Genomic DNA, 12,753 nt, shown 5'->3' on the forward strand with positions numbered 1-12,753 from the left:
TTATAGGAGGGGTCGCCAAGTTGGAAAAAATTCTGGAAACAAAAAGCCTATCTGTTTCATTTGGCGAACATGATGTCATAAAAGAAGTAAACCTGGAAATAGAGCGAGGCAAGCTGACTTCGATTATCGGTCCCAATGGGGCAGGCAAGACCACACTCTTTAATCTGCTGAGCGGCCAGATCGCTCCGACTAAGGGAGAGATTTATTTTAAAAACGATAATGTAACAAAGCTTTCTGTACCATTACGGGCGAGAAGGGGCATCGGCCGTTCCTTCCAGCTCACCAATATTTTTCCGGAGCTGACGGTTCTGGAAAATATCAGGCTCGCCATCCAGTCATCGAGCAAAGATTACTATTCGATCTTACCGAGGTTTTCTTTCATGAGCCGCCAGCAGGATGAAGCAAAAGCTGCCATGGAGCGGTGCATGCTGAGCGGCAAGGAAGATGTGCTGGCACAGGATCTGGCACATGGGGAAAAAAGAAAACTGGAGCTGGCCATGCTGCTGGCTCTCAAAACAGAACTGCTTCTGCTAGATGAGCCGACAGCAGGCATATCGATCGAAGAGATTCCGGCGATATTGGAAGTGATCGAGAACATTAAGAAGGAAGGCATGTGCACCATTGTCTTAATCGAACACAAAATGGAGATGGTCATGCATCTTTCCGATACTTTAGTGGTTCTATTCAATGGAGAGCTTCTGGCAAGCGGCAATCCGACGGAAATTATAAAGGATCAGAGAGTTCAAACGGCATACTTGGGAGGCTTGCATCGTGAGTCTATTAAAACTGGATAATCTTGAGACCTATTTGGGTCAATATCACATCCTTCAGGGAGTGTCCATGTCCGTTGAAGAGGGAAGCATCACCGTTCTGTTCGGAAGAAATGGAGCAGGCAAAACGACAACACTGCGCTCTATTATGGGCTTCAATCCATCCACCACGGGTTCTGTGCATTATCACGATCAGAAAATCAGCGGAATCCCTACACACCTGATATCCAGAAAAGGAATCGGCTATGTGCCGGAAAATCAGGGAATATTCAGTGCGCTGACAATAGAAGAAACGCTAAATCTGGCCATGGCAAAGAGCACAGGAGATTCAGAGGGAAAAATGGAGTGGATGCTGGAGCTCTTCCCGGATTTAAAGAAATTCTGGCGCAAGAAAAGCGGGTTGCTTTCAGGCGGACAAAAGCAGATGCTGGCAATTGCCAGAGCGTATATCAATGGAGATGGACTTCTGCTGATCGATGAACCAAGCAAAGGCCTGTCACCGATTATGGTTGAAAAGCTGATGGAATCGATTCAAAAGATGAAGGAAAAAACAACGATACTGCTTGTGGAGCAGAATTTCCTCATGGCGAGTGAAATCGGCGATTACTTTTACATTATGGACGACGGAAAAATAGTCCATGATGGCTGGATGCAGGATCTAAAGGAAGACAAGGAAACCTGCCAGAAATACTTGGGCATCGCGTAAGCTGTGAAGGGGGGCTGGAAATGGAAGTCTTTATTAATTTATTGGTCAATGGGGTTTCAACTGGGCTTTTGATATTCCTTCTGGCTGCTGGACTTACTTTAATCTTCGGACTAATGAGTGTACTGAACTTCGCCCATGGCGGATTATTCGTCTGGGGCGCTTTTTCAGGAGCGTGGATCTTTAAAGAAACAAACAGTTTTCTATTAGCGATTGCGGGAGCCATTGCAATCGGAATGGTATTGGGCTGGGTATTGGAAAGGTTTCTTATCCGTCCTGTCTATGGGAATCATGTCCGGCAGCTGCTGATTACATTAGGCGGCATGCTGGTATTATCAGAAAGCATCAAAATTTTCTGGGGACCGAATCCGATTAGGGTAAACCTTCCGGGATGGCTTGAAGGAAGCTATCAGTTTGATGGAATCATCATCATAAAATACCGTGTGTTTGTGATTGTGGTTGGACTGCTGCTGTATCTGGCATTATGGCTTCTGCTCAGCCGTACACAGATTGGCCTTATGATCAGGGCTGGAGTGCTGGATAAGGAAATGGTTCAGGCGCTCGGAATCAATGTAAAGGCTCTCTTTACCTTCGTATTCCTGCTGGGCGCGGCATTGGCTGCTTTAGGCGGAGCCCTTCTGGCGCCATATTCAGGAGTGGTTTTTGCGGAAATGGGCATGCAGTATGCTATATTGGCTTTCATTGTGGTAATCATTGGCGGGATGGGCAGCCTGCAGGGATCGGCACTGGCTTCCCTGATCGTAGGAGTAGCGGGTGCGTTTATGGCGTATTATTTGCCTGATTTGTCATTGGCCTTGAATATGCTCCTATTGGCCATAGTCTTATTGGTGAAACCAACAGGGCTGCTGGGAGAAAAGGGGAGTGCCGTATGAGAGGGGTATTTCATAAAGTGCCGCTGTATTGGGGGCTTGCAATCATGCTGTTTATGCTTCTGTTCCCCTTTGTCAATGACTCCCGAAGCACGCTGATTTTGCTGACTCAAATTTTCATTTTTGCTATATTTGCGATGAGTTTCGATATTCTGTTAGGATATACCGGAATCGTATCTTTTGGGCATTGTATGTTCTTTGGAATAGGTGCTTATAGTACGGCCATTATTTTTAATCATATGGAGGCAACTCTGCCAAACTTTTTAATAGGATTGGTTATAGGCATCCTTCTGTCCGCTTTAGTTAGCTATATCATTGGTTTATTATCACTAAGGCTCAAAAGCCACTTTTATGCCATGCTGACACTGGCTGTCTCCCAGCTGTTCCTTGTCCTGGCAGAAAAGTGGAGAGGACTGACGCATGGCGGTGACGGATTTACATTCAGTGTGCCTGACGTATTCAAAGACCGTACTTCCTTCTATTATATTACGCTCTTCAGTGTGGCCGTTGTTTTCATCCTGCTGAAGCTTTTCACAGAATCGTCCACTGGCAAAGTGTTAAAAGCTATTTCACAGAATGAATATCGCGCAGAAGCATTAGGGTATAAATCGCTTCATTATAAACTGATTGCCAGCGTAACGGCAGGTGTGGCAGCTTCCTTCAGCGGGGCTCTATATGCAGTGTCACTGAGGTTCATCAATACCAATGTCTTTTCCATTGAAGTCACGCTCGATGCTCTTTTAATGACGATGATCGGAGGACTGGGAACCCTGGCTGGTGCCATAGCAGGAGCGGGGATCATCGAATTCTTAAGACATTATCTTTCAGAGCTTGCGATGACTTACCCCATTTTCGAAAGATGGACGATTATCCTCGGGTTCTTATATATAGTGGTGCTGCTTGGATTCCCTTCCGGTTTCGCAGGATTTATTAAAAAGTTCACATTGAAAAAGGGGAGGAAGGAGAAGAAGAAAAGAGAAGTGGAGCGGGCAGCTTAGTGTGAAATAAAAAAACCTTGCCATCATGGGTAAGGTTTTTGTTAATTGCAAAAACACTTATCATTTTTTGCCATATGGAATAGAGGTTCAATATCATAACCAGGATCAGCTGCCAGTTCGGCAGCTTTTTTTCTTCTATTAAAAGGGAGTTTAGTTTAAGGAGAGTACTTACATAATAATAAGTGTGTTGCTAGGTAAAAGTGAAAGCTATTTTCAAGGTGACAAATATTTTACTGCCCTTTAAAAGGGGATTATAGGAAGAGAATGTGAACACATAAAGAGACATGGTTAGGGGATTGAAGAGAATGGCGACATCTATAGAGAGGCTATTATGGAGTATTGCACTTCCTGGTTTTGGGCAATTTTTAAATGGAAAACTAATAAAGGGAATGGTTATTGTATTTTTAGAGTTCCTTATAAATGTACAAGCGAATTTCAACGGGGTCATTATTTCAAGTTTTCATGGAGATATTGAAAACGCAATCGCAGAAACCGATTATTTGTGGCTGATGTTTTACCCTTGTTTGTATTTCTTTGCGATGTGGGATTCTTTTAAAGATGCGGGAGGAGGGAAAAACAGTTATTCTTTTCTTCCGTTTGTGTCTTCTGCTTACTTTGTTACGGTGGGGTGTATATATTCCTCTACCTTTAAGCTTTTTGGGGTATTATTAGGGCCCATTTGGCTGCCCATATTGTGTGTAATACCAGGTGCCAGTGTGGGTTTTTTTTTAATGAAGATAATAAGGAAAAAACACATTGAACCATTTTAAACAAGGCAGCATTTTATTGTTAAATCCTTTAATGATAGGCAATGGAAGATATTTAGACGTAATACTATTTAATGAATAATTACCATATTCAATTACAAACTAAGAAAAGAATAAATTGTGGAGGGGCCTTTTAGATGAATTTAAACGAATTAGGCTTTCTTTGGTATTTACATTCAAGTTCAAATATGGTCAATATTTTTTTGGGAAATCTTATTGAAACTGCTGAAGATACTGATTTGAAAGATGTTTTAACTGAGATTAAAACACTTTCATCATTCCAGGAACAAGAGGCTTTGCAATTCTTATCTGATAATGGATTAAATATTACACCGTTTTTTAGTGAAAATGATTTACATAGCCCCTCAGAAAAGTTATTTTCTGATCAATTAATGATAGAAGTTCTTAAGCATATAACCAGTAATGGACTGGGTCTAATTTCTTTTCAATATACAGAATTAACTGTCCCAAAGGTTAAGAATTTTTATAAAGAAATACTCAATAAGTTAATTCAAATTGACATTACGATTTTAAATTTGCTGGAGCACAAAGGTTTACTGCAAAACAGGTCTTTTTCATACAAAAATGCTGAAGACAGACAAAACAAATTATTTAAAGTGGCATCAACCCAGCAGAGGCCGCTTAATGCTGTTGAATTAGCAAGTATGTTTGGTTCATTTCAATGTAATAATGTTGGTTTAGCTCTATGTACTGCTTTTTCGGATGTTGCAATGGATGAAGATACAAAGAGTTTTTTGCAGGATGGAATCAAATTGTCCTATCATCAAGTGGATGTTTTATCCGAAATATATAGAGAAAACGGAGTCCCGATAACCACCGGATTAGAGGCTCACGTTCATAAGGTGAATAAATCCCCATTTTCAGATAAACTAATGGCTAACTTAATCATGTTCTTAAATCCCATCGGAATCGGCAATCTGCAAACTGCTGTGATTTCCAGTTATAAAAAAAGTCACGTGAAAAAACTAAAGGAATTAATGGAACAGGTGGAAAGCTATTCAGAGCAAGGGTTTAAGTTAATAGTAAGGAAAGACTGGTTTAATGAGCCGCCGGTAACCAACTGGTCAATTGATAGTTAGAGTCAAATAATCTAAAACATTCACGGAAAATCATCTGGGAAGAAGAACAAAAAGCCGATTTGTTGATTATAGAAAAATCGGCTTCTCAAAATAATAAAATTCATAAATTTGTTGTTGGGTATTAGGAGTTCGATTTTTATTTATTGAATGAATTCAGTTAATCTTCTATAAGAAAGAACATCCCCATTTGTCATTTGATGAAAGGTCTGGCGGTTTACAATCTCTTCACTGATAGACTGTAAATAGGTTAAGGTTGCTCTGAATGGGCCGGAACCACAGCTAAGCCTTTCGATTCCAATCTCAGATAACTCCGGTAAAGAAGGCATCTCTGGGTCAACCAATAAATTGATCGGACAAGAAATTTCCTCTCTAATTTTTTTAATAATCTTCCTATCAGTTAAACCAGGAATGAAAATGCAATCTGCTCCTGCAGCTTGATAGGCTTTTGCCCGCTTTAAAGCTTCTCGTAAACGCATTGAAGAATCCCCAATATTTAACCAATATAGATCTGTTCGAGCATTGATGAATAACGGCAAATTTCTGGATTCCGAAAGTTCTTTGATAGCTGTTATTTTTTCCACTTGAGATGAAATATCAAATAGTGGCCGGTTTGGATCACCTGTACCGTCCTCCAGATTTATCCCGATAGCCCCAGCAGCAGCGACTGCTTTTACGGTCTCTAAAACCTCTTCAACCGTCTGTCCATAACCTGCCTCAATGTCTGCGCTCACGGGAACATTTACTGATTTGGCGATATTTTCAATCGTTTCAACCATTTTGCTAAGAGGTATACTTTGCCCATCCAAATACCCCAAAGAAGCAGCAATGCCAGCACTTGTTGTTCCAATCGCTTTAAATCCGCATTCTTCAAACATTTTTGCACTGATTACATCCCATGCATTTGGCAGAACAAATGTTGACGATTGCTGATGTAAGCGGTGAAAGGTTTTTGCCTTTAATGATTGTTCTTTGCTACTCATAAAATTATGCTCCTTTTACTGATTTAGATTTAAGTTTCTTATTGCTTCATTTTCTATTGTAAAGGCTAAACATTTCGATTTTCATCGAAATATGGAATGCATATATTTTTCTCAATTGAAGCCACTGTGGATGCTCTCTTAATGGCGATGATCGGAGGATTCGAAACCCTGGATGATGCCTTTGCAGGAGCGGCGGGGATCATCGAATTCTTAAGACATTATCTTTCAGAGCTTGCGATGACGAAGAGAGGAGGGCTGCTTAGTAAAAGACCTTTCCATTTGAAAGTTTTTTATCTTTTTACCACAATTTTTTTCGCTAATAATGATTCCTTCAGGCTTTTCTTGAATCGAATCATGCTATACAGATTTGTAATAGAGCTATCTATATAGGAATTAAATTTCTTTTTTATCTAATTCTTCCTCATTTGCACTGAACCTCGCACTTTCTATTGAATAGACTATGGGCAAATAGTGTGTGCGCATTTAATTCCTCAATGGAAATTTATTCTTTGGGAAGTGAAGATCATGCAAATTTTTTATACAGTACGTTCAGGTGATACGCTGTACGGGATTTCCAGGAGATGGGAAATCCCGGCCGATTCCCTTATTGCGGCAAATAATTTGAAGCCCCCTTACACGATTTATATAGGTCAGCAGCTGTCCGTTCCACCTGGGGTTGATGCTGTGCGTGTTAGGCAAGGAGATTCAGTGTATCGAATTTCACAATTATACAAAGTTCCGCCTTCAGTGATCATAGAGGCGAATCAGCTTCAGCCACCCTATGTCATTCAGGCCGGTCAATTATTAAAGGTTCCGCCAGGTGTTCAATATTATATCGTCCAGCAAGGGGATACACTTTATCGGCTTGCAATGCGTTTTAATGTCATTACGAATGGGGAGCCAAATTTTGAGCTTATTCGGATTGTAAACCAGCTTCCATCCTCGCAGCTATTTCCCGGAATGAAGTTAAGGATTCCATACGCCCCTCCTGGTGGCCAAGGCCTGATTGCCTATACTGCTGATCGAGGAGGGCAATATGATATTTGGTTATATATTCCCCGGACAGGAGAGAACGTGCAGCTCACCAGTGGATTGGGTGCCTCTTTTTCAAGTCCAGAATGGTCACCTAATAGCAGGAGAATTGCGTTTATTGGAAAGAACAGAATTATATATGTTGTGGATGTTGCATCTAGTGCGATCGCTCAAATCGACCAGATGGAAGAAAGTGCTGAATTCAAATTGGATTGGTCGCCTGACAGCAGCCAAATTGCTTATACGAAGCAAGGTCGCATTATCATGTACAACGTCCTGTCTCTTCAAGCGCAAAGCATTCAACAGCCTGACTCAACAGATGTTCAATGGTTTCCGAGCGGCAGGGAACTGCTTTTTCAGGCACCGGATGAATCAGGAAATAGCCAGCTTTTCCGAATTCAAACCGACGGATCCGGGAAACAGCAAATTACACGTAACACAGGAGGTCGGCTTAATAATGCCCAGCTATCACCCGACGGAAGCTTTGTCCTTTATACAACACCAGGTGTCAGTATCTCCATCATTCACACCGTTGAGCTTTCAACAGGCAATGTGTTTGAAGTAAAAGGCGGGCCCCTTGCAAAAAATTATTATCCGACATGGTCTTCTAATTCTTTTAATATAGCCTATAGCGCTACGGCCTTTGAAGATAGAGGGTATTTTTCACAAGTTCGAACGGTGGGGAGGCGAGGAGAAGAGGATCGAATTTGGGCTATTTCCAATTGTTTTGCATCACCTGTCACGTGGTCAGCAGACGGAACAAAAATAGCCTATCTTAGTGGATGCAAGGAACAGGAATTTGCAAGTGAAATGTGGGCTATCGACCTCCGTCACCCCGTCCCGATACGGCTAATTGCAGGAGTTAACATTCAGTCACTTCAATGGTCTCCAACTGCCATATTGAATGGTACTCAAAAGACCTATACGAACACGAACTACAAGGTTATTTTCCAATATCCGTCAAACTGGCGAAAAGTGAACGAGGAAAGGTACGAAGGTGCTGACGGCTTTTTTCAAATATCGGCTATTTCAGCAGGTGAAAACTTAGATGAGGTGTGCCATGGGGAAGCTTTCCATCCATTAAGGCCCTATGGATCCATGCCAAGCATCTTGAAGGCTCGAATTCAAAACCAGGAAGCCTGCTACATTTTCCCCTCTGCGGACCAGCCAGCAGAAATGCTGAATCAATCAGCTTTAATCGTAAGGTATCCAACTCCGATTACAATCCAAGGAGAAACCTACAATTACTTCATCTTATGGGCAGACCAGCCGCATTTGAAGAAAATAGCTTCGAGTTTAGTCTTTTTATAGAACAAGGGGGCCTGTTGATTCACAATAGTTGGATTAAAAGACAAAAAGCCTATTCATCAAGCGATGAAAGGCTTTTTGTATGTAATAGTTCTTTCGTCAGAACAAATAGAACTTCACCGATGATTCTTTGTGCTTCCTGCTTCAATGCAGCGGGAAGGGCCGTAGCGATTGGGTGAAACACTTCAACGATATGATAGTCCTTAAATCCCTGCACCTGTGCTGCTGTCGTCCCCTGTACAATAAACTTATCTGTACAAATGGCTGCAGAAGGGATTCCCAGTTTTTCTAAACAAATTCCATCAAGCACACTGCTTGAGCTGCATGATCCTCAGTCGGTGTTTGGCTCAATGAGTCATCTGTCCACTGCTGTTCAATCGCCTGAGCTGCTTCCTCACTTAGCCTGATAAATGTTTCTGTAATCTCTTTTGCTGAATCGGGAACATTTTCTTCATTATTAACTTTGTTTCATGTTCAACCCGAAATGAGTTAAATAATCTGGAATGCTTGCTGATAAATGCCACGCAATTCTCCCTAATGTGCGTCCCTCTGGGTAAACCTGCTCCTTTAAAGAGTCATCTGTTAATCCGTCCAACACCTTTTGAGTTAGCTTTGCCTCTCTATTCCATTCCTTAATAAATTCTGAGATGGTAACGTACATAATCATTCCTCCTATTCTGGATTTATTAGGTAAATCACAAAACGTTGTTCGCATTTTTTAAGAAACAGTATTATGTTAATTAGGAAAATGTTGATATACCCCTAAAAGATCTATGAGACTTATCTTGCAAAAATGGGTATGGTTAGAATTCGTTACAAAAAATTCATATTTCTTTCGACAATATTTGCGCAAAACAAGGGGCTGAATTCTATATAGTGAAAAGTGTTCCTAAGATATAAAGTGTCTGTTTTATTAGCAAAAGGCACTTTTTAAATAGAAATGAGGTATGTTGAGATGAGGACCTTAAAGATAAAAGACTTAACCCTGGATGAGCTGGAGCTGCTTGAACAGGATCTTCACGAAAACGGAGAAAGAAGTGATTACGGCTATTACATGCAGCTGGTAACCATCTATGAAACCATGTATAAAAAACTAAAAAGCTTAGCAAGAACAAACGGACCGGAATATGATCACTCACTTCAATATACGAAAAAGCTGCTGGTCACTCACCTTATAAAATTCGGAACCTGCTTAAAAATGAATCATTTCAAGGATGACGGGACTGCTGTAGAGTCACTCATTAAGGCGATCGGGTTAGAACAAAAACTTCCCATCGCTTACTACCGTTTGGGTTTCCTGGCTTATAAGCATGGAAAGTACGGTTCTGCTGTCCGCTATTTTCAGCAGGCAATGGATAAGCGTCTTCAGGATGATCCGAACTACGCCCTAAATCAGCAGCAGGAATTCCATGCGCATATGTATTTGGCCAACAGCGCTTTATATGTTGCCAGCCAGACATATGAAACGATGGAAAAGCTCCCATATTTACAGGAGGAGCAACTGCCGAATCCAGAGCTGTCACCATTATTTGAAACATTGTCATTGAATGAAAAATATTTACATAACCACGGGTTCTACAAAATTACAAAAAATAATACCGAAACATGTTCAAAGGAAGCATGTGAAGACCTCTATGAAAACAGCGAACCCAATGAACTAGTACTGTACTTTAATGACCGCGAAAATATTCTCTTATTTAATGGGGAGGAAGCCATCATCACCCCAACCCAGGCCAATTTAATCAGACACTTCCTGCTGTCCTCCAGCAAGGAGAATCCATGCACGAGAATTACCATGCGTGATTTCTTTGGAAGGACTGGCAGTGATGGAGAGGTGAAGAAGAACACCTTTATCAAATCTATTGAAAGACTGAGAGGAGCTTTAAGATCAATAGAGATACCTGAGATTATTGATGTTTCCCAGTACAGGGGGGAGACTGCTTATTATTTTAATGAGTCGGTTCCTTTTACTGTTTTGTTTAGGGTGGATGATGCATTTGGAAAAGATTATGTGAACTGATGACTGGACTATCATCGCCCTTTGGTAATTTTAATTCCTTCTTTAATGAAGCAAAGTCTATAATCTGTGAGAAGCTGCTCAAAATGAGCAGCTTCTATTTGTATATTGGCTAAGACTTGGGTGTAAGTTTCCGGGATAATCCGTATCTTGAATTCAATTATGTAAAATGCCTGGTCCATATTTATTGCATCATTTTTTGTAAAATCCCGCAAATGCCTAAGTAATATTCAGAATTTTCCAGAGGTTTTTTTCGTGTCGAATCGAATGATATATATAATCCTAAATCTAATAAAGACTGAACGATCTTCCTGCTAATTAGGAGGAACCAATGAACGAGGAGGATATGAATGGGTAAATCAATCCTTTTTGAAATTCAAGAAGAAGTGAACTTAGTAGCAGAAGCTATTAAATCTGTTTTGACTTTAGAAGTAATTATTTATGATAAAAATAAAGTTGTTGTTACGGCCACAGGAGGGGGCACGCATGCAGTTGTGGGTGAGCCAGTTCGAGGGCATATCATCGAAGAAGTCTTAAACACAAATCAGCCTGTTTACAATTTAGAGCCAGGTTTTCATGACGTATGCAAAAGCTGTATCCTTCATCAAAATTGCCCTGAAAAATCAGATGTTTCATTTCCTTTAACACATGAGGGCGAAATTGTCGGGGTTATCAGTTTAACAGCATTCTCTGAAAAACAAAAAAATGAGTTTAAAGAGAAGCATCGTATTTTATCAAATTATCTCGGGAAAATGGCAGATTTAATCAGCAGCAAAATAAATGGAACATCGCTTTTAAAGAAATATTTATCGACCTCTCAGATGCTTCAAGTTACGATTCAATCCATGTACGAGGGAATCATTGCTGTTGATCAGAAAGGGTACATTTTAGAGATGAATCGTTCCGCAGAAGAAATATTAAATATAAAAAAACACAATGTTTTAACTTTGAATATTTCAGATGTTATTCAAAACCTTCCTATTACCAAAGTATTTACGACTGGACAAGGATATTCGGATAAAGAATGTTCTCTTGTTGTGAATGGAAAAATGATTCAAGTCATAATCAGTGCCAACCCTTTGATTCATAACGGCCAAATAATCGGATGTGCGATTACGCTCAAAGATTTAGCTGAAGTTCAAAAGTTTGCCTATTCTATAACATCAGAGGTAGATGATTCTACATTCGATATTATTGTGGGGAAAAGCCCGGCTATATTGCAGACAAAGGCTGCAGCCAAAAAAGTTGCGGCTACAGATTCTACAGTCATCTTTTTGGGGGAGAGCGGAACAGGGAAGGAGCTTTTTGCCAGAGCACTCCATCAAGAAAGCAAAAGAGTAAATAAACCATTTCGGGCCATTAATTGTGCAGCTATTCCTGAACATTTACTGGAAAGTGAATTGTTTGGCTATAGTGAGGGTGCGTTTACGGGTGCAAGGAAAAATGGAAAGCCCGGAAAATTTGAAATGGCACAAGGAGGCACCATTTTTCTGGATGAAATAGGTGATATGCCATTGCATTTACAAGTGAAGCTGTTAAGAGTATTAGAGGAAAGAAAGATTGAACGGATTGGTTCTAATAACTCAATAGATATTGATATTAGAGTCGTTGCAGCAACCCATAAAAACTTAGAAAAAATGGTAGCTGATGGGGAATTTCGGCAGGATTTATTTTTTAGGCTAAGTGTCATTCCGCTTCATATTCCACCATTGCGGGAAAGAGATGGTGACATTCTAGTCCTGCTTCAGCATTTTGTGCAGCATTATGACAAAATTACTGGAAAAAAAGTGAGAGGTTTTACTCCTGATGCGGAGGAAATGTTATGTTCGTACAACTGGCCCGGTAATATACGTGAACTTCAAAATGCTGTGGAATATGCCATAAATATGGCAACTGATCACTGGATTGAAGTAGAAAATCTGCCTCCAAGAATCCGTGAACAAAATCACCTGAATGGTGATAAAGAAAATATTACTCTGGCAGAAATGGAAGAAAGAATGATAATGGATGTATTAAAGAGATATAGTGATACATTGAATGGAAAAAAACAAGCAGCAGATGAACTTGGTATTAATGTAGCAACCCTATACAGGAAAATTAATAAATACGAGCTTAATCGCAAAATGCAATTATAGTTCGCAAATTGCGATTACGTTAAAAACATAGTAGATTTGTCTTTTCTTTATAA

Annotated in this window: 10 protein-coding genes and 3 pseudogenes; 10 read left to right on the forward strand and 3 right to left on the reverse strand. The window is 40.3% G+C overall.

The window, feature by feature from the left end; translation table 11 throughout:
* Positions 1-20: 20 nt before the first annotated feature.
* The 6 genes from QUF73_01955 (at position 21) to QUF73_01980 (ending at position 5,228) form a co-directional block, all read left to right on the forward strand.
* Positions 21-794 carry an ABC transporter ATP-binding protein gene (locus tag QUF73_01955; protein MDM5224967.1) on the forward strand — a complete coding sequence of 258 codons (774 nt, stop codon included), beginning with the start codon at positions 21-23 and terminating at the stop codon, positions 792-794.
* Positions 772-1,476, forward strand: coding sequence for an ABC transporter ATP-binding protein (locus tag QUF73_01960; GenBank protein ID MDM5224968.1), 705 nt, complete (start codon positions 772-774; stop codon positions 1,474-1,476). Before QUF73_01955 ends, QUF73_01960 begins: the two co-directional genes overlap by 23 nt.
* 20 nt (positions 1,477-1,496) lie before the next feature.
* Positions 1,497-2,366 (forward strand): branched-chain amino acid ABC transporter permease, encoded by an 870-nt coding sequence (locus QUF73_01965; GenBank protein ID MDM5224969.1) that lies wholly within the window; start codon positions 1,497-1,499, stop codon positions 2,364-2,366.
* A 41-nt stretch (positions 2,367-2,407) separates the two neighbouring features.
* Entirely contained in the window at positions 2,408-3,361 is a 954-nt protein-coding gene (locus tag QUF73_01970) for a branched-chain amino acid ABC transporter permease (protein MDM5224970.1), read from the forward strand.
* Positions 3,362-3,666: 305 nt separating this feature from the next.
* On the forward strand, positions 3,667-4,131 hold the full coding sequence (locus tag QUF73_01975) for a hypothetical protein (protein MDM5224971.1): 465 nt from the start codon (positions 3,667-3,669) through the stop codon (positions 4,129-4,131).
* A gap of 134 nt (positions 4,132-4,265) precedes the next feature.
* On the forward strand, positions 4,266-5,228 hold the full coding sequence (locus tag QUF73_01980) for a DUF3231 family protein (protein MDM5224972.1): 963 nt from the start codon (positions 4,266-4,268) through the stop codon (positions 5,226-5,228).
* 140 nt (positions 5,229-5,368) lie between these two features.
* Here the strand turns inward: QUF73_01980 and QUF73_01985 are convergent, their stop codons facing one another.
* Positions 5,369-6,208: an isocitrate lyase/phosphoenolpyruvate mutase family protein gene (locus tag QUF73_01985; protein MDM5224973.1), complete on the reverse strand. Its 840-nt coding sequence runs from the start codon at positions 6,206-6,208 to the stop codon at positions 5,369-5,371.
* A gap of 108 nt (positions 6,209-6,316) precedes the next feature.
* Here QUF73_01985 and QUF73_01990 point away from each other — a divergent pair.
* Together QUF73_01990 and QUF73_01995 are read left to right on the forward strand one after the other, a co-directional pair.
* Positions 6,317-6,445, forward strand: a pseudogene (locus tag QUF73_01990) (branched-chain amino acid ABC transporter permease).
* A 288-nt stretch (positions 6,446-6,733) separates the two neighbouring features.
* Entirely contained in the window at positions 6,734-8,551 is a 1,818-nt protein-coding gene (locus QUF73_01995) for a LysM peptidoglycan-binding domain-containing protein (GenBank protein ID MDM5224974.1), read from the forward strand.
* A gap of 49 nt (positions 8,552-8,600) precedes the next feature.
* On the opposite strand, the pseudogene QUF73_02000 reads toward QUF73_01995, so the two are convergent.
* Positions 8,601-8,879 (reverse strand): annotated as a pseudogene (locus QUF73_02000) (hypothetical protein).
* A gap of 17 nt (positions 8,880-8,896) precedes the next feature.
* A pseudogene (locus QUF73_02005) lies at positions 8,897-9,209 on the reverse strand (DinB family protein).
* 294 nt (positions 9,210-9,503) lie between these two features.
* Here QUF73_02005 and QUF73_02010 point away from each other — a divergent pair.
* Together QUF73_02010 and QUF73_02015 are read left to right on the forward strand one after the other, a co-directional pair.
* Positions 9,504-10,568, forward strand: coding sequence for a tetratricopeptide repeat protein (locus tag QUF73_02010; GenBank protein MDM5224975.1), 1,065 nt, complete (start codon positions 9,504-9,506; stop codon positions 10,566-10,568).
* A 347-nt stretch (positions 10,569-10,915) separates the two neighbouring features.
* Positions 10,916-12,700 (forward strand): sigma 54-interacting transcriptional regulator, encoded by a 1,785-nt coding sequence (locus QUF73_02015; protein ID MDM5224976.1) that lies wholly within the window; start codon positions 10,916-10,918, stop codon positions 12,698-12,700.
* The last annotated feature ends 53 nt before the right edge of the window (positions 12,701-12,753 follow it).

The sequence above is a fragment of the Cytobacillus sp. NJ13 genome (genome assembly GCA_030348385.1).
GTDB lineage: Bacteria > Bacillota > Bacilli > Bacillales > Cytobacillaceae > Cytobacillus.